General features: G+C 48.2%; 14 protein-coding genes, 6 tRNA genes and 6 rRNA genes. 5 read left to right on the forward strand and 21 right to left on the reverse strand.

All coding sequences use genetic code 11. The features are described from left to right. Window position 1: 1 nt before the first annotated feature. From dapF to lptM, 3 genes are read right to left on the reverse strand one after another with little or no spacing between them, the layout of a single operon-like run. Window positions 2–832, reverse strand: a complete 831-nt coding sequence (gene dapF, locus QMG91_RS17680) for a diaminopimelate epimerase (protein ID WP_004408831.1) — start codon at window positions 830–832, stop codon at window positions 2–4. A gap of 10 nt (window positions 833–842) precedes the next feature. Beyond that, on the reverse strand, window positions 843–2,096 hold the full coding sequence (lysA, locus tag QMG91_RS17685) for a diaminopimelate decarboxylase (protein ID WP_022589524.1): 1,254 nt from the start codon (window positions 2,094–2,096) through the stop codon (window positions 843–845). Between the two features lie 17 nt (window positions 2,097–2,113). Next, window positions 2,114–2,233 (reverse strand): LPS translocon maturation chaperone LptM, encoded by a 120-nt coding sequence (gene lptM, locus QMG91_RS28990; RefSeq protein WP_022609491.1) that lies wholly within the window; start codon window positions 2,231–2,233, stop codon window positions 2,114–2,116. A gap of 75 nt (window positions 2,234–2,308) precedes the next feature. On the opposite strand from lptM, the gene cyaY reads away from it, so the two are divergent. Further along, a complete protein-coding gene (gene cyaY / locus QMG91_RS17695; RefSeq protein WP_004408827.1) occupies window positions 2,309–2,623 on the forward strand; it encodes an iron donor protein CyaY in 315 nt (104 codons plus the stop codon). A gap of 58 nt (window positions 2,624–2,681) precedes the next feature. Here cyaY and QMG91_RS17700 read toward each other — a convergent pair whose 3' ends face one another. Continuing rightward, window positions 2,682–5,210 carry a class I adenylate cyclase gene (locus QMG91_RS17700; protein ID WP_281827995.1) on the reverse strand — a complete coding sequence of 843 codons (2,529 nt, stop codon included), beginning with the start codon at window positions 5,208–5,210 and terminating at the stop codon, window positions 2,682–2,684. A gap of 351 nt (window positions 5,211–5,561) precedes the next feature. Here QMG91_RS17700 and hemC point away from each other — a divergent pair, with 351 nt between their 5' ends. The 4 genes from hemC to QMG91_RS17720 are packed head-to-tail and all read left to right on the forward strand — an operon-like array spanning window position 5,562 to window position 9,623. Next, window positions 5,562–6,500 carry a hydroxymethylbilane synthase gene (gene hemC / locus QMG91_RS17705; protein ID WP_281827997.1) on the forward strand — a complete coding sequence of 313 codons (939 nt, stop codon included), beginning with the start codon at window positions 5,562–5,564 and terminating at the stop codon, window positions 6,498–6,500. A gap of 6 nt (window positions 6,501–6,506) precedes the next feature. Next, a complete protein-coding gene (locus QMG91_RS17710; RefSeq protein ID WP_281827999.1) occupies window positions 6,507–7,262 on the forward strand; it encodes a uroporphyrinogen-III synthase in 756 nt (251 codons plus the stop codon). Then, window positions 7,252–8,439, forward strand: coding sequence for a uroporphyrinogen-III C-methyltransferase (locus tag QMG91_RS17715; protein ID WP_022604786.1), 1,188 nt, complete (start codon window positions 7,252–7,254; stop codon window positions 8,437–8,439). Before QMG91_RS17710 ends, QMG91_RS17715 begins: the two co-directional genes overlap by 11 nt. Next, entirely contained in the window at window positions 8,436–9,623 is a 1,188-nt protein-coding gene (locus tag QMG91_RS17720) for a heme biosynthesis protein HemY (RefSeq protein ID WP_022552110.1), read from the forward strand. The genes QMG91_RS17715 and QMG91_RS17720 overlap by 4 nt, the downstream gene beginning before the upstream one ends. Before the next feature lie 475 nt (window positions 9,624–10,098). On the opposite strand, the gene QMG91_RS17725 is transcribed toward QMG91_RS17720, so the two are convergent. The 17 genes from QMG91_RS17725 to rho form a co-directional block, all read right to left on the reverse strand. After that, window positions 10,099–10,175 (reverse strand) — tRNA-Asp (locus tag QMG91_RS17725). Between the two features lie 44 nt (window positions 10,176–10,219). Next, window positions 10,220–10,335: ribosomal RNA gene (gene rrf / locus QMG91_RS17730) — 5S ribosomal RNA — on the reverse strand. Between the two features lie 90 nt (window positions 10,336–10,425). Beyond that, a 23S ribosomal RNA gene (locus QMG91_RS17735) occupies window positions 10,426–13,315 on the reverse strand. 375 nt (window positions 13,316–13,690) lie between these two features. Then, window positions 13,691–13,766, reverse strand: a tRNA-Val gene (locus QMG91_RS17740). A gap of 30 nt (window positions 13,767–13,796) precedes the next feature. After that, window positions 13,797–13,872 (reverse strand) — tRNA-Lys (locus tag QMG91_RS17745). Window positions 13,873–13,874: 2 nt separating this feature from the next. Further along, window positions 13,875–13,950: transfer RNA gene (locus QMG91_RS17750), tRNA-Glu, on the reverse strand. 88 nt (window positions 13,951–14,038) lie between these two features. Then, window positions 14,039–15,582, reverse strand: a 16S ribosomal RNA gene (locus QMG91_RS17755). A gap of 315 nt (window positions 15,583–15,897) precedes the next feature. Further along, window positions 15,898–16,013: ribosomal RNA gene (rrf, locus tag QMG91_RS17760) — 5S ribosomal RNA — on the reverse strand. 103 nt (window positions 16,014–16,116) lie between these two features. Next, window positions 16,117–19,006: ribosomal RNA gene (locus tag QMG91_RS17765) — 23S ribosomal RNA — on the reverse strand. A gap of 309 nt (window positions 19,007–19,315) precedes the next feature. Then, window positions 19,316–19,391: transfer RNA gene (locus tag QMG91_RS17770), tRNA-Ala, on the reverse strand. A 41-nt stretch (window positions 19,392–19,432) separates the two neighbouring features. Next, window positions 19,433–19,509: transfer RNA gene (locus tag QMG91_RS17775), tRNA-Ile, on the reverse strand. A 102-nt stretch (window positions 19,510–19,611) separates the two neighbouring features. Continuing rightward, window positions 19,612–21,160 (reverse strand): 16S ribosomal RNA (locus tag QMG91_RS17780). The 16S, 23S and 5S rRNA genes sit together here with 6 tRNA genes alongside, the layout of an rRNA operon. A 476-nt stretch (window positions 21,161–21,636) precedes the next feature. After that, window positions 21,637–22,350 carry an NAD(P)H-flavin reductase gene (gene fre, locus QMG91_RS17785; protein WP_281828003.1) on the reverse strand — a complete coding sequence of 238 codons (714 nt, stop codon included), beginning with the start codon at window positions 22,348–22,350 and terminating at the stop codon, window positions 21,637–21,639. A gap of 9 nt (window positions 22,351–22,359) precedes the next feature. Then, the gene (locus QMG91_RS17790) at window positions 22,360–22,632 is read right to left on the reverse strand and encodes a 2Fe-2S iron-sulfur cluster-binding protein (RefSeq protein ID WP_004399134.1); all 273 of its coding nucleotides are present in this window, start codon (window positions 22,630–22,632) and stop codon (window positions 22,360–22,362) included. Further along, window positions 22,629–24,491 (reverse strand): 4-hydroxy-3-polyprenylbenzoate decarboxylase, encoded by a 1,863-nt coding sequence (ubiD, locus tag QMG91_RS17795; RefSeq protein WP_281828006.1) that lies wholly within the window; start codon window positions 24,489–24,491, stop codon window positions 22,629–22,631. The genes QMG91_RS17790 and ubiD overlap by 4 nt, the downstream gene beginning before the upstream one ends. Window positions 24,492–24,590: 99 nt before the next feature. Continuing rightward, window positions 24,591–25,592, reverse strand: a complete 1,002-nt coding sequence (locus tag QMG91_RS17800) for a hypothetical protein (RefSeq protein ID WP_281828008.1) — start codon at window positions 25,590–25,592, stop codon at window positions 24,591–24,593. 108 nt (window positions 25,593–25,700) lie between these two features. Further along, window positions 25,701–26,960: a transcription termination factor Rho gene (gene rho, locus QMG91_RS17805; protein ID WP_004399140.1), complete on the reverse strand. Its 1,260-nt coding sequence runs from the start codon at window positions 26,958–26,960 to the stop codon at window positions 25,701–25,703. Between the last annotated feature and the right edge of the window lie 3 nt (window positions 26,961–26,963).

Below are 26,963 nucleotides of genomic sequence, written 5' to 3' on the forward strand. Positions count from 1 at the left end.
CCTAGCAACTTAACTGACCATCAAATACATGAGTCGCCGGCCCCGTCATATAAAGCGGTTTCCCCGGTCCCTGCCAACGAATTTTCAGATCACCGCCTGGCAGATGAACTTTCACTTCGTTGTCCAGCAGCTCCTGCAGGATACCAACAGCCACGGCACCACAAGCGCCACTTCCGCATGCTTGAGTTTCGCCAGCACCGCGCTCATAAACACGAAGGTTAATTTCATTGCGAGAGATGACCTGCATAAAGCCGGCATTCACTCGCTCAGGGAAACGTTCATGAGATTCAAGCAATGGGCCTAAGGTATCAACGTCCGCCGTTTCTGTATCATCAACCACAGTGACTACGTGCGGATTCCCCATGCTGACGGCACCACAGAATAAGGTCTTGTCTTCGGCACGCAGAATATAAGTCTTCTCTTTCTGCTTGGCTTTAAACGGGATTTTTGAAGGTTCGAATACAGGCTCACCCATATTGACGGTCACCTGATCCCCTTCTTCAATATTCAGCACCATTTTACCTTTCTTGGTGCTAACGCTAATGGCGTGCTTGTTGGTCAGCCCTTTCATTCGGACAAAGCGTGCAAAACAACGAGCGCCGTTGCCACACTGCTCCACTTCGCTACCATCCGCATTAAAGATGCGATAGTGGAAGTCTGTTTCCGGATCATAAGGGGCTTCAACCACCAGCAGTTGATCGAACCCGATTCCGGTATGACGATCCGCCAGGCGGCGGATCAAATCCGGAGAAAAAAACACATTTTGGGTAATGCAATCCACGACCATAAAGTCGTTACCCAATCCGTGCATCTTAGAAAAATGAAAGTGCATGTGTATCAACTTACTCCGGTAACACTTGTTCCAATTCCCACAAACTGCTTAATTCTTCACGCTTACGCACTAAGTGGCTTTGCTTGCCGTCCACCATGATTTCAGCGGCACGTGTACGGGTATTATAGTTCGATGACATCACGAACCCGTAGGCACCAGCACTGCGAACCGCCAGCAAGTCACCCTGCTCAAGAACCAAAGCGCGATCTTTACCCAGGAAGTCGCCCGTTTCACAGATAGGTCCCACCAAATCATAGTTCGTTGGCTCACCTTCACGTGGGGTGACTGGCACGATATCTTGCCATGCCTGATAAAGCGCCGGGCGCATCAGATCATTCATTGCAGCATCAATGATGGCAAAGTTTTTATGTTCTGTATGCTTAAGGAACTCAACCTGAGTCAGAAGAATACCTGCGTTTGCCGCAATGGCACGACCAGGCTCAAAAATCAGCTCCAGATCGGAATGGTTGTCCAAACGCGCCAGCAGCGCCTTCGCGTAGTCAGACGGCTGCGGTGGCAATTCATCTTTGTAAACCACACCCAAACCACCACCTACATCTAGGTGGTCAATTTCAATGCCTTCAGCTTTAAGTTGGTCAATCAGTCCAAGCAAACGGTCAACGGCATCGATAAATGGTTCAATGTCAGTCAGCTGAGAACCGATGTGACAGTCGATACCATGAATATCCAGATGCTCCAGGCTTTGCGCAAATTTGTAGACGCGCAGTGCCTGATCGAATGCGATACCGAATTTGTTCTCGAGTAGACCAGTAGAAATATAAGGGTGAGTTTTGGCATCCACGTCTGGGTTGATACGCAGGGAAATCGGTGCTTTTACGTTAAGCTCTTTCGCCACCTGATTGAGCAACTCAAGCTCTGGCTCAGACTCCACATTGAAGCATTTAATCTTCAGTTCAAGAGCTCGGCGCATCTCAGCTGCGGTTTTGCCCACACCAGAGAAAACAATCTTAGCTGGATCGCCACCAGCTGCCAGCACACGTTCTAACTCGCCCTGGGATACAATATCAAAGCCCGAACCCAACCTTGCTAAAACGTTTAGCACACCAATGTTGGAATTGGCTTTTACCGCATAACACACCAAGTGAGGGTGCTCGCCGACGGATTTATCAAACGCGTTCCAATGACGTTCCAGCGTTGCACGAGAGTAAACGTAAAGTGGCGTGCCGTATTGCTCTGCCAGTTCAGTTAGTGCGACATCTTCAGCCCAAAGCTGACCATCATCCTGATAATTAAAATAATCCAATGTAGTATCCCTGTTTCTTACTGTTGCGTTTGTTCGTTTTGCTCGGAGTCACTTGGCAGATAGAGTGACCCTGTTTGCCCGCACCCAGCCAAGCCAAGTACCGCAAACATAAAAAGTGCCATGATTGACTTTTTCATACTGCAATTCGTGATTAATAACTCAATGCCCCCTATAATCGCACCACACTCAGGAAAAGCAATAGGATATAAGGGATGAACGATACTGAATTTCATCAATTAGTGGATGAGCAGCTACAAATAATAGAAGAAGCCATCGATGATTCCGGTGCGGACATCGATTATGAAACATCCGGCAATGTCATGACCCTTGAATTTGAGGATCGCTCGCAAATAATCATCAACCGTCAGGAACCCATGCACGAAATCTGGCTGGCGTCGAAATCAGGTGGCTTTCACTTCAAGCTACAAGGCGATGAGTGGATCTGTTCAAAAACAGGCGTTGAACTGATCACCATGGTGAAAGAAGAGTGTGAAAAGCACGCCCAAGAATCGATCGATTGGGAATAAGTCTGCTTTATAACAGCAAAAAGGAGCGCTAGGCGCTCCTTTTTAGTTTGAGTTGATTTCAGGCATTCACCGCGTTATTCGAACGGCTCTGAGAAGAGGAATCGCTTCGATATGGCACCACATAAGTCTCACCATCTTCTGGATTGATGATTTGGTAGTACTGAGGCAAATTAAAATTGATGAACTTAGAGCTGATCTCTAATTCGTCCTGATTCGACGTATAGAAACGGTTCACGTTGCTGATCATCTCGTCTTTATCGCCGCTGAACTGATGATACACCTCTACGCGGTTGGCTTCGTCCAGCACATAGATATTGAACCCTTGCTCGGTGTCTTCAAAGAAGAACTGGATCAAACCTTCGCTGGCAAAGCTGTCGACTACAGCAGGAAGCTGATAGTCCTGCTCCTTATCCAGCATCATCAACGGTGAGCCTTTCAACTTGTTGGTGGAGATACTGCGGTAGAAATCTACTGAGTTTTCTAGCTTCTGAACGGATACTCCGCGGCGTTCGAAGAACAGACCATACACCTGCTCACCAATTCGAATGGCTTTAAAGCGGCGACGTTTTTCCTGCTCAACAGGCTTGAGGCGCAGCTCAATGCATTCAGCCAAAAGCTGGTAGACCATATTGCGCATCACACCACGAAGGTTCTTGCTGTAACAGAACACATCCACAGATTCTGGTGGCAACGCGTCCTGGTGCATTTTTCCAAGCACCGTTTTCAGAGCGTCCAGCATGGCTGTTTCGCCCGTAAAATGCAGCGTTCTGACTTCGTGCCATGAATTACGGTATACCAGATCAACGCTGCCGACTAAGCTGCGGTGTTCTTCACCAAAACTGAAAATGTCGATGTTCTTCAAATCAACTTTGAGTGACTTGCCTTTAAGTTCACTGGTCGGGTCATTTTCAAAGTTGATGAACATTGCAAGCTGGCTGATTTCACACGGGCTCGCCAGCGCTTCCATTGTCGGACGGCGCTTATGTAGTGAAAAAGTATTACGCAGATCACTGACCATCTGATAAAACTTATCGATATCCAACTCTGCTTCACGCACCACAGAATGCAAACGGGTAGATTCGGTAATCAAGCCATTGAAAAATGACCAGGCCACAAGCTTACTGAGGTATTCATTGTGCTCCAGATGCTTCTGACCAATGATTGCGTGTGGATCAAGCGGCTGCTTATACAGATACCAGCCTAACTTATTGGTTCGACCCGGAGAGACCTGAATGAAACTTAAGTCCGATTCGTGCAAGTCTGGAGAAATCTGAGGATTCAGCAAAGTGACTTTGCCCGGTAATACCTCAAATGCGGCGTAAAGCTTTCGAGCAAGAATACTGATGTCTTGCGGGCTGATCGCCGAGGTAATGTCATTTCGGCGAGCAAACTGAATTAAGTTACGGTAACTGGTCATCAGAGCGTCAAGCAGCTCGTGATGCACGACTTTCACCTGTTCGACTTTCCAGTTCCGACGATCATCCAGCTCTTCAATCACACTGTCTGACCACTGCCACTTCTTCACCATGTCACCCAGAGCTTCACGACGCCATGCTACTGAACCAACTCCCGGTTCACGAGAAAGCTTTTCATGAGTTTTCAGGTAGAAACAGCGGCGAACCAAGTCCAGACGCCTGTGGTCATCTACTCGCTCCAGATAACGCGTCACTTTTTCCAGCATCAGATAATACGCGTCCATCCCGTAGAGATCGGGCTCGTGCGAGAAGAAACGACGCTTGGAATCAATACAAAGGAGTCGAGTCGCTGGGTATTCCCATGAATAGGCTTCCAGCAAAATGGCTTTCAAAACGGACTTATACGGAGAGTCGATGCTCTTATAAAGTTGCCATAGGTTGGAACCGAAATACTCTTCGGCAGGAATTCGGTCAAGCTGACCGAAATCGATCCACTCATCGCGGTTGATGTCACCGTTGTCGACGAGTTGTTTTACGTAGTCGTCGTACGCTTCTTCCATCTCTGGCGGCACAACCTGCCAGAGCAAGCGCTGACCCGCCAGGCGAACTGCCGAGCGGTAAAATTCATCTAAAAGCAGCAAATGCTGCGAAGAACCACAGTTGTCCCCGGTCATTTCTTCAGAGCGATTGCTTCTGAATCGTTCTTCATCCATTAAGAAGAAATTGGCTTCCACCCCTAAGCTCTTCGCCCAGTCAGTAATCAGCAAACATTTGTTGGTCAGGCTTTCTCTGTCTGCCTTTGGCATGGATGGAGATACACAAACCCACACATCTAAATCACTGGAGGTGCTTTGACCGATAGACGATGTACTTCCCATGGTGTACAGAGCAAGAATCCCCGGCTTTTCGGCAGTCTGTAAAGATTCTCCTAATGTCAGTTCCGTATCATCAACAAACTGTTGTTGAGTCACGTTAAGAGAGAAATTTGTAATGCCGAATGGAACGTTGCTTTCGAGGTAACCTGGAATGGATGGATGATTGAAATGCAGAAGTGCAGGCAGTAAATGGAATACGCGTTGACTTTGCGTATCCATCAGAGCGAGAGCTCGATCAATACGCTGTTGATTCAACAAATCCAATCTGTGAACAAGTGTTTCGGTAAATGCCTGCAAGGGGGTGATTCCTTGAATTCTTGGTTAAATTGATGTTTTTGCTCAAAGTGTATTCACAATCGCCACAAAAACGTGATCAATTTAACACTTTCCTGCTCAAGGGTAAAGAATAAGCGTATATCTTAAACATCAGCTTTCATCTTCTTCCTGCATCTTGCCCTGCCGCACTAAGTGTCATCCCTTCTGCCCTATAGTAATAATAGACCGAATAACATTTGAGATATTGATCACATATTTTTTTCTTAATATCGAGATTAGAGGTCGCGCCCTATGCTGCTGTGATGAAACAGTAATACTTTACTGAATGGAGTGGTAGGATTAGCGCATCCGATTGACCTATATGGAAACACTATGTCAGAAAGAGCTCCCATTCGAATCGCAACCAGAAAAAGCCCACTTGCCCTTTGGCAGGCAAACTTTGTGAAGGATGCACTGCAAGCAGCACACCCCGGTTTAAACGTTGAGCTGGTAACAATGGTGACGAAGGGAGACATCATTCTGGACACCCCATTAGCCAAAGTGGGCGGAAAAGGCTTATTTGTAAAAGAGCTGGAAGTCGCTATGTTGGAAGGCAGAGCCGATCTGGCGGTACATTCCATGAAAGATGTTCCTGTCGATTTCCCCGAAGGTCTTGGTCTTGTCACTATTTGCGAGCGAGAAGATCCACGAGATGCATTTGTTTCGAATACTTACGCCAATATTGACGACCTTCCTCAAGGTGCAATCGTTGGTACGTGTAGCCTGAGACGCCAATGCCAGCTAAAAGAATATCGCCCGGATCTGCAGATAAAAGAACTGCGGGGCAATGTGGGCACGCGCTTAGGCAAACTGGATGCAGGCGAATACGACGCCATCATATTGGCTGCCGCTGGCTTAAAACGCCTTGAACTTGAAGAGCGCATTCAGAACTTTATCGAACCTGAGCAGTCTTTACCTGCCGTCGGTCAGGGCGCAGTTGGCATTGAATGCAGATTGGATGACGAAGAGCTTATCAAGCTGCTTGAACCATTGAACCACAAAGCGACCGCTGACAGAGTGAGCGCAGAAAGAGCGATGAACCTGACGTTGGAAGGTGGGTGTCAGGTGCCTATTGGCAGTTACTCACTCATTGAAGATGGGGAAATCTGGTTGCGTGCATTAGTGGGTGAGCCTGATGGTTCAAAAATTGTACGCGGGGAAATTAAGGGACCTGTCGATAAAGCCAGTGAGTTAGGTGTTACTCTCGCGCATCAACTGCTTGATGATGGCGCCAAAGAGATTCTAGAACGCCTCTATCAGGATCACGAATAGGCGACTATGGCAGTTCTCGTCACCCGACCTGGTCAAGATGGCATCGAACTATGCGAAGTGCTGACTTCGCTACATATAGATGCCATCCACCATCCATTGATTAAACTGCAACCCACCCAAGACCACCAACCCCTGCTCGAAAAGCTACAAACCGCAGATATCATTATTGCGGTAAGCCAGCATGCTGTTCATTACTCACATCAAATTCTTACTCAGCATCGTTTAAGTTGGCCAGAAGGTAAGCTTTACCTTGCCGTTGGTCAAAAAACTGCGTACAAATTAGGCAAAGTAGCGCAACAAAAAGTACACTATCCGACAACCAGCGATAGCGAACACCTTCTGCAATTACCTCAAATACAAAGCGTTTCTCAATGCTCCATCATTATTTTGAGAGGGAATGGCGGTCGGGAACTGATCTATCAGTCGCTACTCGAAAGGGATGCCAAAGTTGAATACATCGAAGTTTATCGACGTTCACCTCTCCCTTTCGATCCAGAACAGGTTATTCAGCATTGGCGCAGCCGCAATATTGATACCTTAGTTCTGACAAGTGGTGAACAACTCCAATATTTGGATAGTTCACTCAGTGAAATGCAAAGAAATTGGCTGCAAACTTTAAGCCTTCTAGTGCCAAGCCAGCGAATAGCGACAATCGCCAGGGAACTGGGATACAAAAATATCGTCAACATAGGCAGCGCGGCAAATTCGGACTTGTTGAATGCAATCGGCAAGAAACAAACAGGACAAGAGCATGGTAAGTAAAAAGAACAACAAAGAGCACATTGAACCTGAAGAAACAAAAGAGGAAGTGACGGAACCCAAAGAACCCATCACTGAACCTGAAGAAGAAGTGGTAACTTCCAAGCCTGAAGAGCCAGAACAAGAGCCTGTTGAATTTGAAGAAAAACAAGGCAAGCGTGGCGTTAAACTGGGCACCATTGCCATTATTCTTGCATTGATATTTGGCGGCGGACTCACTTACCTTATCCAGCAGAAGTCTCACCAGCACGAACAGCAAATTGCCCAGTTAAAAGCGCAGCTGACTTCCACCCAGACCAACCTGTCGCAAGAGATGGAAACAACCAAAAGTGAAGTAGCAGCACAGAGCCGCGACGTTTATAACCGCACTCAGGTGGAACTGGAGCAGCAGCAGAAAAGTATCGAAAGCCTACAACTGGCGCTGGCAGATGTAAAAGGTCGCCGACCAAACGACTGGCTGTTAGCTGAATCGGATTACTTGGTGAAACTGGCAGGTCGTAAACTGTTCCTGGAGCACGATATAGTCAGTGCGACAACCCTGATGGAAAATGCCGATCAAAGGATTGCAGCACTGAACGATCCAAGCCTGGTACCTTTACGCCGCGCCTTAGCGAACGACATCACGCTGCTACGCTCATTACCCTTGATTGATCGTGACGGGTTAATTCTGGCACTGACCAGTCTTCAGCTACAGGTGGATGAACTGCCACTAGCGAATGCTATTCTCCCTGAAGCCCCTGTTGTCGAGACAAAGGAAGTATCTGAAGACATCAACGACTGGCAACAAAACCTTCAAACATCATTGAAAGAGTTTTCAGAGCACTTCATTACCTTCCGCACTCGTGATGGAAACGTGATTCCTCTTCTCTCACCAGAGCAGCATTTCTACCTTCGAGAGAACATCAAAGCGAAGATCGAAACCGCAATGAAAGGGGTGTATACGGAACAGGGTGAAATTTTCTCTACGTCTCTGAAAGTCGCGCATGAATGGTCTACTCAATTCTTCAACCTTGATAATCCAGCAGTTCAAAGGTTTAACCAGCGCCTAGAAACACTTGGCAAGCAAAACATCCAAGTCAATTACCCCGTGAAACTTGAAACCCAAGAGTTATTGTCTGACGTCATTGCTGATCGTTTACGCCGTGAAATGACAACTATCATCACGGAGGAAACCAAATGATTCGATTGATTTTCCTCTTTATCGTGCTGGGTGTTGGGCTGTATGCCGGTACTCAGTTCTCAGGGCAACAGGGTTACGTCCTCATTTCGATCGCAGACAAAACCATTGAAATGAGCGTGACGACACTTGTCATATTTGTCGTTGCCCTGCTGGCTGCACTGTTTGGTATTGAGTACCTGATTAAGAAAGTGCTGTATACCAGCAGTGCGACCTGGAACTGGTTCAGTGTGCGCAAAATGAAACGCGCACGTCGATACACGAACGAAGGAATCATCAAGCTTCTGGAAGGTGACTGGAAAGGTGCGGAAAAGAAAGTGACACGCTGGGCAAATCATCACGATATGCCAATACTTTGCTATTTAGTCGCTTCCGAAGCCGCCCAAGGTTTAGGAGACAAGAGCAAGCGTGACCACTACCTGGAGCTGGCATCTAAGCAAGAAAACTCAGATCTGGCGGTTGAGCTGACGCGTTCTAAGCAACAAATCAGCGACGGTCAATATGAACTCGCACTTGATACTCTTCATGACCTCAAAAGAAAGTACGCAACAAACCCCGTCATTACGGAATTGCTCAAAGTGGTGTATAGCAAATTATCACTTTGGGACAGCCTGATTGAGTTACTGCCGCAACTGAAGAAAGCCAAACTGATCGATCAGCAAGAGTTTGACGAACTGACACAAAAAGCGCAGTGCGGTTTATTGGCAGATGTCGCCCAACAAAAAGGGAGCGAAGGGCTATTGGCTTATTGGAATACTCTTCCGCGTAAAGCTCGCCAGAATGATGTTTTACTGTATTGCTTACTTGAGCAGCTCATTGAGCGCAAAGCGGATTCGCAAGCATACATTATCGTTCGAGATCATTTGAAAAAGCACTCAGATGACAAGCTCTATGCACTGATTGCAGAAATGAACTTGCCAGATTTGCATCCAGCTGTCGTACTGCTTCAGGGAGTGCTTCAGAAGGACGGTGAAAACGCGGTAGTGCACAGCACCCTAGCACAACTGCTGATGCGTCAGGAGAACTGGTCTGAAGCACAACACCACTTTGAGCAGGCTCTGAAGCTTCGTCAGGACATTTCCGATTATGCTTACCTCGCGGATGTGTTGGAGAAACAACAGCTCACTCAAGCCGCTGGAGATGTTTCTCGTAAAGCTTTGTCCTTGATGGACAATAAGCCGCAATAACCAATCGTCCCCCTTCTACAAAGCCAGTGTTCAACCACTGGCTTTTTTATTACCTCTCGCACATCCCTTCCAGTAGCTAAACCGTTTCTATTCAACGCACTTCTATTCGGCTGCCCGGCTGACCTTATATCGATACTTCACAAAGTAACTTGGGTTCGATGCATTAGGTCCCCTACTAGTAGGTTTCCAAGATAAACACTTTCTCGTGATACGTTGCTAAGGTCTAACAGTAATACAAAGCACTTGCATGGGCATAAGGTGAAATTACACATTTTCTTGTAGATAAATGCTTTTAAACGAAGAGCAACACTAGCTTTCCAATGGATTTGAGATTGTTGTTCAAAAGAAATAGCGGAGGCTAGAAAGGCATACGAACGGGCTCGTATTCGAACATAGCTCATTTACCCACAGGGTAAACCAAACTGAAAGATACGAAAAAGCCCTAGCATTACTGCTAGGGCTTCGTCTAAATAAATGGCGGAGTGGACGGGACTCGAACCCGCGACCCCCGGCGTGACAGGCCGGTATTCTAACCAACTGAACTACCACTCCGCAGTGGAATATCCGCTTATCAGAAGCAGATGTTCAAAATCAAAGCCTGGCGATGTCCTACTCTCACATGGGGAAACCCCACACTACCATCGGCGCTATTGCGTTTCACTTCTGAGTTCGGCATGGAATCAGGTGGGTCCACAACGCTATGGTCGCCAAGCAAATTCTTTAATTCGGAAAGCTGTTTTTAGTTCTGATTCTTACACATTCAATGTTCTTATCTGAGTCCACAAAACCCCTTGGGTGTTGTATGGTTAAGCCTCACGGGCAATTAGTACAGGTTAGCTCAACGCCTCACAACGCTTACACACCCTGCCTATCAACGTTCTGGTCTCGAACAACCCTTTAGGATACTTAAAGTATCAGGGAAGACTCATCTCAGGGCTCGCTTCCCGCTTAGATGCTTTCAGCGGTTATCGATTCCGAACTTAGCTACCGGGCAATGCCATTGGCATGACAACCCGAACACCAGAGGTTCGTCCACTCCGGTCCTCTCGTACTAGGAGCAGCCCCCTTCAATCTTCCAACGCCCACGGCAGATAGGGACCGAACTGTCTCACGACGTTCTAAACCCAGCTCGCGTACCACTTTAAATGGCGAACAGCCATACCCTTGGGACCGACTTCAGCCCCAGGATGTGATGAGCCGACATCGAGGTGCCAAACACCGCCGTCGATATGAACTCTTGGGCGGTATCAGCCTGTTATCCCCGGAGTACCTTTTATCCGTTGAGCGATGTACCTTCCATTCAGAACCACCGGATCACTATGACCTGCTTTCGCACCTGCTCGAATTGTCATTCTCGCAGTCAAGCGGGCTTATGCCATTGCACTAACCACACGATGTCCAACCGTGTTTAGCCCACCTTCGTGCTCCTCCGTTACTCTTTGGGAGGAGACCGCCCCAGTCAAACTACCCACCAGGCACTGTCCTCACTCCCGATAAGGGAGCCAAGTTAGAACATCAAAGCTACAAGGGTGGTATTTCAAGGACGGCTCCACGCAATCTGGCGACTGCGTTTCAAAGCCTCCCACCTATCCTACACATGTAGGTTCAATGTTCAGTGCCAAGCTGTAGTAAAGGTTCACGGGGTCTTTCCGTCTAGCCGCGGGTACACTGCATCTTCACAGCGATTTCAATTTCACTGAGTCTCGGGTGGAGACAGCGTGGTCATCATTACGCCATTCGTGCAGGTCGGAACTTACCCGACAAGGAATTTCGCTACCTTAGGACCGTTATAGTTACTACCGCCGTTTACCGGGGCTTCGATCAAGAGCTTCGTCCGAGGACTAACCCCATCAATTAACCTTCCGGCACCGGCACCGGGCAGGCGTCACACCGTATACGTCATCTTACGATTTTGCACAGTGCTGTGTTTTTAATAAACAGTTGCAGCCACCTGGTATCTGCGACTCTCGTCAGCTCCATCCGCAAGGGACTTCACCGATAAGAGCGTACCTTCTCCCGAAGTTACGGTACCATTTTGCCTAGTTCCTTCACCCGAGTTCTCTCAAGCGCCTTGGTATTCTCTACCCGACCACCTGTGTCGGTTTGGGGTACGATTCCTTACAATCTGAAGCTTAGAGGCTTTTCCTGGAAGCATGGCATCAATGACTTCATCACCGTAGTGACTCGACATCGTGTCTCAGCCTTAAAGAGAGCCGGATTTACCTAACTCTCAAGCCTACGCACTTGAACCTGGACAACCGTCGCCAGTCCACCTAGCCTTCTCCGTCCCCCCATCGCAATTGTAAGAAGTACGGGAATATTAACCCGTTTCCCATCGACTACGCTTTTCAGCCTCGCCTTAGGGGTCGACTTACCCTGCCCCGATTAACGTTGGACAGGAACCCTTGGTCTTCCGGCGAGGGAGTTTTTCACTCCCTTTATCGTTACTCATGTCAGCATTCGCACTTCTGATACCTCCAGCAGCCCTTACGAACCACCTTCAACGGCTTACAGAACGCTCCCCTACCCCGCATACAAAGTATGCAGCCGCAGCTTCGGTGTATTGCTTAGCCCCGTTACATCTTCCGCGCAGGCCGACTCGACCAGTGAGCTATTACGCTTTCTTTAAATGATGGCTGCTTCTAAGCCAACATCCTGGCTGTCTGAGCCTTCCCACATCGTTTCCCACTTAGCAATACTTTGGGACCTTAGCTGGCGGTCTGGGTTGTTTCCCTCTCCACGACGGACGTTAGCACCCGCCGTGTGTCTCCCGGATAGTACTTACTGGTATTCGGAGTTTGCAAAGGGTTGGTAAGTCGGGATGACCCCCTAGCCTTAACAGTGCTCTACCCCCAGTAGTATTCGTCCGAGGCGCTACCTAAATAGCTTTCGGGGAGAACCAGCTATCTCCAGGTTTGATTGGCTTTCACCCCTAGCCACAAGTCATCCGCTAATTTTTCAACATTAGTCGGTTCGGTCCTCCAGTTGATGTTACTCAACCTTCAACCTGCCCATGGCTAGATCACCTGGTTTCGGGTCTATATCCAGAGACTGAGCGCCCAGTTAAGACTCGGTTTCCCTACGGCTCCCCTAGATGGTTAACCTTGCCACTGAATATAAGTCGCTGACCCATTATACAAAAGGTACGCAGTCACCCCGAAGGGCTCCTACTGCTTGTACGTACACGGTTTCAGGTTCTATTTCACTCCCCTCACAGGGGTTCTTTTCGCCTTTCCCTCACGGTACTGGTTCACTATCGGTCAGTCAGTAGTATTTAGCCTTGGAGGATGGTCCCCCCATATTCAGACAGGATATCACGTGTCCCGCCTTACTCGATTTCACTTTAAATCCGCTGTCGGTTACGGGGCTATCACCCTGTATCGCGCTCCTTTCCAGAAGCTTCACCTGACGCATAAAAAGCTTAAGGGCTAGTCCAATTTCGCTCGCCGCTACTTTCGGAATCTCGGTTGATTTCTCTTCCTTCGGGTACTTAGATGTTTCAGTTCCCCGAGTTCGCTTCACTGAGCTATGTATTCACTCAGCAATACTTACTTATGTAAGTGGGTTTCCCCATTCGGAAATCCCAGACTCAAATGACTCTTACTGTCTTATCTGGGCTTATCGCAAGTTAGTACGTCCTTCATCGCCTCTGACTGCCAAGGCATCCACCGTGTACGCTTAGTCACTTAACCATACAACCCCAAGAGGTCTTGTATGTTCAAACAACCAAGGTTTGTGTCTCTCATTATTGAATGAGCGAGAGACATTCGATTTTGCCGGACTCAAATATAAACATCCTATGGATGTTTCCAAGAACACTTGAATGTGTGTTGGTACCTAAAACAAAGTTTTAGGATTTGAGAACTTTTAATTGAATAACAACGCTTATCCGTAGATAAGGGGATGGTTGTTATTCGTCAGCTTTCCAAATTGTTAAAGAGCTATGTCACTTCCTAAGAAGCACATTTTCTAAAGACTTTCAGCTACGCTGCATAGGCGTCAAAAATTCCAACCACATACGTTTTAATGAAGTGGTTTGGAAAGATTATCCAAAAATACTTAGAGAATGGTGGGCGATACCGGGCTCGAACCAGTGACCCCCTGCTTGTAAGGCAGGTGCTCTCCCAACTGAGCTAATCGCCCACATATATTTTGATTTCCTGTGGCAGGAAATGGTGGGTCGTGCAGGATTCGAACCTGCGACCAATTGATTAAAAGTCAACTGCTCTACCAACTGAGCTAACGACCCAATGGTATCCCGTAGGGGAGTCGAACCCCTGTTACCGCCGTGAAAGGGCGGTGTCCTAGGCCTCTAGACGAACGGGACACTAGTTGTGAGTGTTTGGGAACACTCTGCTCTCTTACGTTATAAACCGTATCAATCTGTGTGGACACTCATCACGATAATCATCGTATAAGGAGGTGATCCAGCCCCAGGTTCCCCTAGGGCTACCTTGTTACGACTTCACCCCAGTCATGAACCACAAAGTGGCAAGCGTCCTCCCGAAGGTTAAACTACCTGCTTCTTTTGCAGCCCACTCCCATGGTGTGACGGGCGGTGTGTACAAGGCCCGGGAACGTATTCACCGTGGCATTCTGATCCACGATTACTAGCGATTCCGACTTCATGGAGTCGAGTTGCAGACTCCAATCCGGACTACGACGCACTTTTTGGGATTCGCTCACTCTCGCAAGTTCCGCCCTCTGTATGCGCCATTGTAGCACGTGTGTAGCCCTACTCGTAAGGATATGATGACTTGACGTCGTCCCCACCTTCCTCCGGTTTATCACCGGCAGTCTCCCTGGAGTTCCCACCCGAAGTGCTGGCAAACAAGGATAAGGGTTGCGCTCGTTGCGGGACTTAACCCAACATTTCACAACACGAGCTGACGACAGCCATGCAGCACCTGTCTCATAGTTCCCGAAGGCACCAAAGCATCTCTGCTAAGTTCTATGGATGTCAAGAGTAGGTAAGGTTCTTCGCGTTGCATCGAATTAAACCACATGCTCCACCGCTTGTGCGGCCCCGTCAATTCATTTGAGTTTTAATCTTGCGACCGTACTCCCCAGGCGGTCTACTTAACGCGTTAGCTCCGAAAGCCACGGCTCAATACCACAACCTCCAAGTAGACATCGTTTACGGCGTGGACTACCAGGGTATCTAATCCTGTTTGCTCCCCACGCTTTCGCATCTGAGTGTCAGTATCTGTCCAGGGGCGCCTTCGCCACCGGTATTCCTTCAGATCTCTACGCATTTCACCGCTACACCTGAAATTCTACCCCCTCTACAGTACTCTAGCCTGCCAGTTTCAAATGCAGTTCCGAGGTTGAGCCCCGGGCTTTCACATCTGACTTAACAAACCACCTGCATGCGCTTTACGCCCAGTAATTCCGATTAACGCTCGCACCCTCCGTATTACCGCGGCTGCTGGCACGGAGTTAGCCGGTGCTTCTTCTGCAGCTAACGTCAAAATGTGCATCTATTAAATACACACCCTTCCTCACTGCTGAAAGTGCTTTACAACCCGAAGGCCTTCTTCACACACGCGGCATGGCTGCATCAGGCTTGCGCCCATTGTGCAATATTCCCCACTGCTGCCTCCCGTAGGAGTCTGGACCGTGTCTCAGTTCCAGTGTGGCTGATCATCCTCTCAGACCAGCTAGGGATCGTCGCCTTGGTGAGCCTTTACCTCACCAACTAGCTAATCCCACCTGGGCATATCCTGACGCGAGAGGCCCGAAGGTCCCCCTCTTTGAGCCGAAGCTATTATGCGGTATTAGCCATCGTTTCCAATGGTTATCCCCCACATCAGGGCAATTTCCCAGGCATTACTCACCCGTCCGCCGCTCGACGCCGTTATCGTTCCCCGAAGGTTCAGACAACTCGTTTCCGCTCGACTTGCATGTGTTAGGCCTGCCGCCAGCGTTCAATCTGAGCCATGATCAAACTCTTCAATTTAAGATTTTGGTCGGCTCAATGAATACTGATTACATTACATAGTAATGTTGAATTGACTGTGCCGGTATTGCTACCGATTGGTCACTCAGTTCATTGAAACCTAATTTGATACCGAAGTATCTATTTGGATTATCATCAACGAGTGCCCACACAGATTGATAGGTCTATATTGTTAAAGAGCTTTGCTTTCAGTGCGTTAGCACTTAGGCAGGACGCGTATATTACGCGATTGACTCTGTAAGTCAACATAAAATTCTAAACTTTTGTTTAAAACCTTATGGTGACTGAACTCTGTCGAGTTCAATCAGAATCAAAGCCTGGCGATGTCCTACTCTCACATGGGGAAGCCCCACACTACCATCGGCGCTATTGCGTTTCACTTCTGAGTTCGGCATGGAATCAGGTGGGTCCACAACGCTATGGTCGCCAAGCAAATTCTTAATTCGGAAAGCTGCTATCTCTTAAATAAAGAGCAAGTTCTATTTCTACACATTCAATGTTCTGTCTGAGCCCACAAAACCCCTTGGGTGTTGTATGGTTAAGCCTCACGGGCAATTAGTACAGGTTAGCTCAACGCCTCACAACGCTTACACACCCTGCCTATCAACGTTCTGGTCTCGAACAACCCTTTAGGATACTTAAAGTATCAGGGAAGACTCATCTCAGGGCTCGCTTCCCGCTTAGATGCTTTCAGCGGTTATCGATTCCGAACTTAGCTACCGGGCAATGCCATTGGCATGACAACCCGAACACCAGAGGTTCGTCCACTCCGGTCCTCTCGTACTAGGAGCAGCCCCCTTCAATCTTCCAACGCCCACGGCAGATAGGGACCGAACTGTCTCACGACGTTCTAAACCCAGCTCGCGTACCACTTTAAATGGCGAACAGCCATACCCTTGGGACCGACTTCAGCCCCAGGATGTGATGAGCCGACATCGAGGTGCCAAACACCGCCGTCGATATGAACTCTTGGGCGGTATCAGCCTGTTATCCCCGGAGTACCTTTTATCCGTTGAGCGATGGTACCTTCCATTCAGAACCACCGGATCACTATGACCTGCTTTCGCACCTGCTCGAATTGTCATTCTCGCAGTCAAGCGGGCTTATGCCATTGCACTAACCACACGATGTCCAACCGTGTTTAGCCCACCTTCGTGCTCCTCCGTTACGCTTTGGGAGGAGACCGCCCCAGTCAAACTACCCACCAGGCACTGTCCTCACTCCCGATAAGGGAGCCAAGTTAGAACATCAAAGCTACAAGGGTGGTATTTCAAGGACGGCTCCACGCAATCTGGCGACTGCGTTTCAAAGCCTCCCACCTATCCTACACATGTAGGTTCAATGTTCAGTGCCAAGCTGTAGTAAAGGTTCACGGGGTCTTTCCGTCTAGCCGCGGGTACACTGCATCTTCACAGCGATTTCAATTTCACTGAGTCTCGGGTGGAGACAGCGTGGTCATCATTACGCCATTCGTGCAGGTCGGAACTTACCCGACAAGGAATTTCGCTACCTTAGGACCGTTATAGTTACGTACCGCCGTTTACCGGGGCTTCGATCAAGAGCTTCGTCCAAAGACTAACCCCATCAATTAACCTTCCGGCACCGGGCAGGCGTCACACCGTATACGTCATCTTACGATTTTGCACAGTGCTGTGTTTTTAATAAACAGTTGCAGCCACCTGGTATCTGCGACTCTCGTCAGCTCCATCCGCGAGGGACTTCACCGATAAGAGCGTACCTTCTCCCGAAGTTACGGTACCATTTTGCCTAGTTCCTTCACCCGAGTTCTCTCAAGCGCCTTGGTATTCTCTACCCGACCACCTGTGTCGGTTTGGGGTACGATTCCTTACAATCTGAAGCTTAGAGGCTTTTCCTGGAAGCATGGCATCAATGACTTCATCACCGTAGTGACTCGACATCGTGTCTCAGCCTTAAAGAAGAGCCGGATTTACCTAACTCTCAAGCCTACGCACTTGAACCTGGACAACCGTCGCCAGTCCACCTAGCCTTCTCCGTCCCCCCATCGCAATTGTAAGAAGTACGGGAATATTAACCCGTTTCCCATCGACTACGCTTTTCAGCCTCGCCTTAGGGGTCGACTTACCCTGCCCCGATTAACGTTGGACAGGAACCCTTGGTCTTCCGGCGAGGGAGTTTTTCACTCCCTTTATCGTTACTCATGTCAGCATTCGCACTTCTGATACCTCCAGCAGCCCTTACAGACCACCTTCAACGGCTTACAGAACGCTCCCCTACCCCGCATACAAAGTATGCAGCCGCAGCTTCGGTGTATTGCTTAGCCCCGTTACATCTTCCGCGCAGGCCGACTCGACCAGTGAGCTATTACGCTTTCTTTAAATGATGGCTGCTTCTAAGCCAACATCCTGGCTGTCTGAGCCTTCCCACATCGTTTCCCACTTAGCAATACTTTGGGACCTTAGCTGGCGGTCTGGGTTGTTTCCCTCTCCACGACGGACGTTAGCACCCGCCGTGTGTCTCCCGGATAGTACTTACTGGTATTCGGAGTTTGCAAAGGGTTGGTAAGTCGGGATGACCCCCTAGCCTTAACAGTGCTCTACCCCCAGTAGTATTCGTCCGAGGCGCTACCTAAATAGCTTTCGGGGAGAACCAGCTATCTCCAGGTTTGATTGGCCTTTCACCCCTAGCCACAAGTCATCCGCTAATTTTTCAACATTAGTCGGTTCGGTCCTCCAGTTGATGTTACTCAACCTTCAACCTGCCCATGGCTAGATCACCTGGTTTCGGGTCTATATCCAGAGACTGAGCGCCCAGTTAAGACTCGGTTTCCCTACGGCTCCCCTAGATGGTTAACCTTGCCACTGAATATAAGTCGCTGACCCATTATACAAAAGGTACGCAGTCACCCCGAAGGGCTCCTACTGCTTGTACGTACACGGTTTCAGGTTCTATTTCACTCCCCTCACAGGGGTTCTTTTTTCGCCTTTCCCTCACGGTACTGGTTCACTATCGGTCAGTCAGTAGTATTTAGCCTTGGAGGATGGTCCCCCCATATTCAGACAGGATATCACGTGTCCCGCCTTACTCGATTTCACTTGAAATGCGCTGTCGGTTACGGGGCTATCACCCTGTATCGCGCTCCTTTCCAGAAGCTTCACCTGACGCATAAAAAGCTTAAGGGCTAGTCCAATTTCGCTCGCCGCTACTTTCGGAATCTCGGTTGATTTCTCTTCCTTCGGGTACTTAGATGTTTCAGTTCCCCGAGTTCGCTTCACTGAGCTATGTATTCACTCAGCAATACTTACTTATGTAAGTGGGTTTCCCCATTCGGAAATCCCAGACTCAAATGACTCTTACTGTCTTATCTGGGCTTATCGCAAGTTAGTACGTCCTTCATCGCCTCTGACTGCCAAGGCATCCACCGTGTACGCTTAGTCACTTAACCATACAACCCCAAGAGGTCTTGTATGTTCAAACAACCAAGGTTTGTGTCTCTCATTATTGAATGAGCGAGAGACATTCGATTTTGCCGGACTCAAATATAAACATCCTATGGATGTTTCCAAGAACACTTGAATGTGTGTTGGTACCTAATTCATAGAATTAGGATTTGAGAACTTTTAATTGAATAACAACGCTTATCCGTAGATAAGGGGATGGTTGTTATTCGTCAGCTTTCCAAATTGTTAAAGAGCGTGATTCGTTAAGAACCATTTTTAAATATTCTCTGATTTAAGAGAAGAACACTTAAAGATGGTGGAGCTAAGCAGGATCGAACTGCTGACCTCCTGCGTGCAAGGCAGGCGCTCTCCCAGCTGAGCTATAGCCCCATAAAGATTCAATGTCTGACCCGCTATCTTTGGGAAGATAGTGGTGGGTCTGAGTGGACTTGAACCACCGACCTCCCGCTTATCAGGCGAGCGCTCTAACCAGCTGAGCTACAGACCCAACATTGCTCTTAACGTTATAAACCGTATCAATCTGTGTGAACACTCATCGCGACTTATTCGTCTTCACTTTGAAAAGTAAAAACAAACTATCCGTATCGTATAAGGAGGTGATCCAGCCCCAGGTTCCCCTAGGGCTACCTTGTTACGACTTCACCCCAGTCATGAACCACAAAGTGGCAAGCGTCCTCTCGAAGGTTAAACTACCTGCTTCTTTTGCAGCCCACTCCCATGGTGTGACGGGCGGTGTGTACAAGGCCCGGGAACGTATTCACCGTGGCATTCTGATCCACGATTACTAGCGATTCCGACTTCATGGAGTCGAGTTGCAGACTCCAATCCGGACTACGACGCACTTTTTGGGATTCGCTCACTCTCGCAAGTTGGCCGCCCTCTGTATGCGCCATTGTAGCACGTGTGTAGCCCTACTCGTAAGAGTATGATGACTTGACGTCGTCCCCACCTTCCTCCGGTTTATCACCGGCAGTCTCCCTGGAGTTCCCACCCGAAGTGCTGGCAAACAAGGATAAGGGTTGCGCTCGTTGCGGGACTTAACCCAACATTTCACAACACGAGCTGACGACAGCCATGCAGCACCTGTCTCATAGTTCCCGAAGGCACCAAAGCATCTCTGCTAAGTTCTATGGATGTCAAGAGTAGGTAAGGTTCTTCGCGTTGCATCGAATTAAACCACATGCTCCACCGCTTGTGCGGCCCCCGTCAATTATTTGAGTTTTAATCTTGCGACCGTACTCCCCAGGCGGTCTACTTAACGCGTTAGCTCCGAAAGCCACGGCTCAAGGCCACAACCTCCAAGTAGACATCGTTTACAGCGTGGACTACCAGGGTATCTAATCCTGTTTGCTCCCCACGCTTTCGCATCTGAGTGTCAGTATCTGTCCAGGGGGCCGCCTTCGCCACCGGTATTCCTTCAGATCTCTACGCATTTCACCGCTACACCTGAAATTCTACCCCCCTCTACAGTACTCTAGCCTGCCAGTTTCAAATGCAGTTCCGAGGTTGAGCCCCGGGCTTTCACATCTGACTTAACAAACCACCTGCATGCGCTTTACGCCCAGTAATTCCGATTAACGCTCGCACCCTCCGTATTACCGCGGCTGCTGGCACGGAGTTAGCCGGTGCTTCTTCTGCAGCTAACGTCAAAATGTGCATCTATTAAATACACACCCTTCCTCACTGCTGAAAGTGCTTTACAACCCGAAGGCCTTCTTCACACACGCGGCATGGCTGCATCAGGCTTGCGCCCATTGTGCAATATTCCCCACTGCTGCCTCCCGTAGGAGTCTGGACCGTGTCTCAGTTCCAGTGTGGCTGATCATCCTCTCAGACCAGCTAGGGATCGTCGCCTTGGTGAGCCTTTACCTCACCAACCAGCTAATCCCACCTGGGCATATCCTGACGCGAGAGGCCCGAAGGTCCCCCTCTTTGAGCCGAAGCTGTTATGCGGTATTAGCCATCGTTTCCAATGGTTATCCCCCACATCAGGGCAATTTCCCAGGCATTACTCACCCGTCCGCCGCTCGACGCCGTTGTCGTTCCCCGAAGGGTCAGACAACTCGTTTCCGCTCGACTTGCATGTGTTAGGCCTGCCGCCAGCGTTCAATCTGAGCCATGATCAAACTCTTCAATTTAAGATTTTGGTCGGCTCAATGAATACTGAACATTACATAAAGTAATGTTTTGAATTGACTGTGCTGAATCCGAAGATTCAATGGTCACTTCGTATCATTGAAACCTAAATTGATACCGAAGTATCTATTTGGATTATCATCAACGAGTGCCCACACAGATTGATAGGTCTATATTGTTAAAGAACTTGGCTTTTCGAGAAGCTTTTCTCTCAAAGCGGAGGTGCATTCTAGCGAGATAATTTGAAGAGTCAAACACTTTTTCAAATTTATTTTCTCAGAAGTTTTTCACCTCTCTGATTCAGCTGAAGCCTTGTGGCGTCTGCCGTGTCAGTGAGGCGGAATTATAGAGACACGAATCACATTGGCAAGCCTTTTTTGAGAAAAAATTCAAAAAAGTGCCTTTTCGATGAATATTCAATCAAAAACAAAAAAAGAGGGTTAAAAAACCCTCTTTTCTTTCTATTTATCTTCAGTATTTAGATAAATGCGTAGGCGTCAGCGTACATCTGATCTCGGTTGGCTTGCTTAGATTGCGTGAATTGCTCTCTTGCCGCACCTGCCATTTCAAATCGACCTGCTATATAGATGTCGACGTTTTCCAGACTTTCAAAATCTGCTTCCACGGCTTGGAGTACGTTTCCGACTTTACCCGCCCAGTTTTCTGGTGCTTCCTCTACTACTGGTACGAATGTGATATTACCGTGCGCGTTTGCGATTTCATGCAACTCTTCTTTTGCATATAGCTGGCATTCGTCTTTTGCTCCCCAATATAGGTGGATCGCGTTTGACAAATTTTGACTTACGCAGTGGTCCAAAATAGAGCGTACGTAACTGAAGCCTGTGCCACCAGCGATTAATAGCAGCGGGTTTTGGCTTTCTTCACGAACCCAAGCATCACCATGTGGTGCATCGATGGCAATATCGCCACCCTCTTCTAACGCTTTTTTCATGGCTTCAACCACTTCGCTTGCGTAGGCGTTGTGCTCCGCAGCTCCGATATGAAGCTCTAGTTCACCTTCGTGACGGCAAGGGCTGCTTGCAATAGAAAATGGACGTTTGTCTTTTTCACCCATTTCAACCAACAGGTATTGACCTGCTTTAAAGCTGACTGGTGTTTCTGGGTGCAATAGAATTTGGTATGTGTTGCACGCCAAAGGCTCAATGGACTTTACTTGGCACTTAATTGTCATGGTTTCCTCTTACTCACTTTCGAACGTGAGTAGTAAATCACTTTCGGCGTATGCCTGACATGGGAAGATCCAACCGTGAGCTATTTCTTTTTCCGTAAGCATAGGCTCAAGGTGATAGCTGACTTCCCCTTCTAATTTTCTGCACATACACATGGCACATGCGCCTACTGTACAACGATGCGGGAAGCGATAATTATTGTTGAGCGCTGCTTCCAGTATTGTTTGCCCAGTAGAAACTTCAAATACCCATTGCTGGGGCATTATTGTGACGGTTTGAGTCATTCTATTCCTAGTTGATCCCAAATCTCATCAATTTTTGCGACTACCGCAGGGTCTTTCTTAATGGGTCGACCCCATTCACGCTGGGTCTCTTCTCCTTCGACCTTATTGGTCGCATCCAGCCCCATTTGGGTTGTTGGGAGATTAGCTTCTTGCTTCATTAATGTATCGCGAGCAGGATCCATACGTGTGGTTATCGCCCAAATAACGTCGTTCCAATCTCTTACATCTACGTCTTCATCGCAAATGATGATGTATTGAAGGTGGATATGCGCCTCAAACTCTTCCCAAAGCGCATTCATTAAGTTACGCCCCTGCCAGGCTTCACTTTTATTGATACTGATAATTGCCATACTTCTGCCATTGGCAGTTTCAGGCAAATAGAGATCAATCAGCTCTGGGTGATTCTGTTTGAACTGAGCAACCAATTTATCTACGGCTTCCGCTTCAGGCATCACTTCTTCAGGTTTTGCAGAAACGGACAGTTCTGCATCCCACTTTATCGTGGCATCCAACCCCATCTTCGACCCGAGACCTACTACTGGAGAAGCGAAGTCTAGAGAATCAATTGGAGTGTTTTCTATCATGACTGTATCGCGAACAGGATCCATCTGCGTAGTCATGGCATGAACCACTTCATTCCAATCTCGAGTATTGACACTCTCATCGACCACGATAACGAACTTAGTGTACATGAACTGACGAAGGAATGACCAAACTCCCATCATGACGCGTTTGGCGTGTCCCGGATATTGCTTTTTCATCGACACAACGGCCATGCGATACGAGCAACCTTCCGGTGGAAGATAGAAGTCGATAATCTCTGGGAATTGCTTCTGTAAGATAGGCACAAACACTTCGTTCAGTGCGACCCCCAGTACCGCTGGTTCATCCGGCGGGCGACCTGTGTAGGTACTGTGGTAAATTGGGTTTTCACGCATGGTCACATGAGTGACGGTAAAGACGTGGTGTTTCTCTACCTCATTGTAATAACCGGTATGATCGCCATAAGGGCCTTCATCGGCGTATTCGCTAGGGTCGATGTAACCTTCCAGAACAATCTCTGCGCTGGCAGGTACTTCCAAGTCGTTACTGACCGATTTCACCACTTCGGTTTTACTGCCCCGAAGCAAGCCTGCAAATGCGTATTCAGATAATGTATCTGGCACTGGGGTTACCGCGCCAAGGATGGTCGCTGGATCCGCGCCAAACGCGACGGAAACTGGGAAAGGTTTACCTGGGTTGGTTTCCATCCAGTCTCTGAGATCGAGCGCGCCGCCACGGTGAGCAAGCCAACGCATGATGACTTTGTTTTTACCAATCTTTTGCTGGCGATAAATCCCTAAGTTCTGGCGTTTCTTGCTCGGACCTTTAGTGACGGTTAACCCCCATGTTAAAAGAGGGGCTACGTCATCTGCCCAACAGCTCATCACTGGTATCTTATCCAGATCAACCTGATCGCCCTGCCACACCACTTGCTGACATGCTGCTTTTCGCAAGCGCTTTGCAGGCATATTCAATACCTGACGAAAAACTGGGAGCTTATCTAAAGCGTCTTTAAACCCTTTCGGCGGCTCAGGCTCTTTTAGATAAGCCAGGAGCTTCCCAACTTCCCTCAATTCGGAGACATCTTGCCTTCCCATACCTATGGCAACCCGCTCCGTGGTACCAAAGAGATTAGTTAACACGGGAAAGTCGTAACCAATTGGGTTTTCAAATAACAGAGCAGGACCACCAGCACGCAGCGTGCGATCGCTGATTTCTGTCATTTCATAGTGGGGGTCAACCGGGTGAGCGATGCGTTTTAGCCGACCGTCCTGTTCCAGACGATCTATAAAGTCGCGTAAATCCTTAAAACTCATAAGCCTTTCTTGTGGCAGGTTAAACTGCGCGCATTATAGCAAATATAACTTGGTAACCTAAAGATACGTACATTTTACAAGTTAGTAGCAATGCAATGACTAGTTATCTTTTCCACCAGACAAAGCTTTAAGCAGTGACTTGGTGTTCAGACCGCGATGGTTTTCTGCCAACTGTTCAACCCATCGGCGATGACCATGGCTAACCAGATTGCGGGCAATCACCGAAGCGCCATCCGATTGCTCCAGTTTCTTAATCAAAAAGGTTTTCACTTCAATGGGGAGTGGATCGAGACGTGTCAGTTCGTTAAGGGCTTGATCATGCAATGAGGGATTTTCGCTGGCGAGCATCACTTGTTGCAGAGAAAATTCATCTTTGGTTTTGGCTAATCGAACCATCTCGGCTCGGGTATGTTGATCGGCTTTCATTCGCCAGAGGATTTTGTACACCTCGGGATCTTCACTCACCTGCGCCATTCGAACGACAACTTTGGTGGATGGGAGCCAATTGGCAACTGGATTATGAGTAAGCTGCTGGGTAAGGTGATTCAGAGCTTTTGGGGATAACCCATCCAGTTCGCGAATCAAAAGTGCTTCTCTTGCTTTGTTCTGCTTGTCTTTGCCTTCTGTCAGCCACTTGGACAATTTTAGTTTCTGCTGCTCTGCCTGAAGAATGAAGGTCAGTATCTGCTGATCGCCATGCCAACGCTTTAATAAGCGACTGGCTACTACACTGCTGTCGAAAGCTGGAATGGTAAATTCGTAGCCGTCACCCTGCTTGCGAACTTTATATGGAGAGGGACGACCGATTTGCTTCTGTACAAACTTCGCCATTGACGTCGTCAGGATGATGTCTTTCTCTTCCATATGCTCAAGCAATAAAAAACGAACCACATCCTGTTGTGGCAAGTTGAGCCTTTGGAGAGCGAATTCCAATGAATCAACTTCATCAGTCAAAACCAACTGATAAAGCTCATCGGCTTTGGTGAGTATTTGCTGGTTCTCTATCCATTGCTGTGTTTCATCCTGTGAGAGCTCTTTTGCCATCACCGGAGAAAACACCAAAAGTAACGATATAAACCATGCTAACTTTCCCTGTTGCATATTCACATCCTGTTAACGATTTCGTTTATTCTGCAACCATTATGGAACAGACGCAAACAAAAACACCACCTTGAAAGGTGGTGTTTTGTTAAACAATATTACCGCTATTTACTGACGACGCATGGCGTCAAAGAACTCGTCATTGGTCTTTGTCATTGCCAGTTTGTCGATCAGGAATTCCATCGCATCGATTTCGCCCATTGGGTGAACGATTTTACGCAGAATCCACATTTTCTGTAGCTCGTCTGCTTTCGTAAGCAGCTCTTCACGACGAGTACCACTGCGGTTAAAGTCGATAGCTGGGAATACACGTTTCTCAGCAATCTTACGGTTCAGGTGCAATTCCATGTTACCTGTACCTTTAAATTCTTCGTAGATAACTTCATCCATCTTAGAACCAGTATCCACCAGTGCTGTCGCGATGATTGTCAGGCTTCCGCCTTCTTCTACGTTACGCGCTGCACCAAAGAAACGCTTTGGACGGTGAAGTGCGTTTGCGTCTACACCACCAGTCAGTACTTTACCTGAAGAAGGTACTACGGTGTTGTAAGCACGCGCCAGACGTGTAATGGAATCCAAAAGGATAACTACGTCTTTCTTGTGTTCAACCAAACGCTTCGCTTTCTCGATCACCATTTCGGCAACCTGTACGTGACGAGATGCAGGCTCGTCAAACGTTGATGCAACAACTTCGCCTTTTACCAAACGTTGCATCTCGGTAACTTCTTCCGGACGCTCGTCGATAAGAAGTACCATCAATTCACACTCTGGGTGATTGTGAGCAATGCTCTGCGCAATGTTTTGCAGAAGCATGGTTTTACCCGCTTTTGGCGGAGCGACAATCAGACCACGCTGACCTTTACCAATCGGTGAAGCCAAATCCAGTACACGCGCGGTGATGTCTTCGGTAGAACCGTTACCACGCTCCATCACCATACGTTCGTTGGCGTGAAGTGGTGTTAAGTTTTCGAAAAGGATTTTGTTGCGGGCGTTGTCTGGTTTGTCGTGGTTGACGGTGTTGACTTTAAGAAGGGCAAAATAACGTTCACCGTCTTTTGGTGGTCGAATCTTTCCTGCTATCGAGTCACCTGTACGCAGGTTAAAACGACGAATCTGACTTGGTGAAACATAGATATCGTCAGGACCTGCTAAATAAGAACTGTCGGCACTACGTAAGAAACCAAATCCATCTTGAAGAATTTCCAGAACCCCATCGCCGAAGATGTCTTCACCACTTTTCGCGTGAGCTTTCAAAATAGCAAAGATAATGTCTTGTTTTCTTAGACGCGCTAGGTTTTCCAAACCCAGGCTTTCACCTAGTTTCACGAGCTCAGACACAGGTCTGTTCTTCAGTTCTGTCAGGTTCATAGT

Source organism: Vibrio nigripulchritudo (assembly GCF_027924785.1).
GTDB lineage: Bacteria > Pseudomonadota > Gammaproteobacteria > Enterobacterales > Vibrionaceae > Vibrio > Vibrio nigripulchritudo.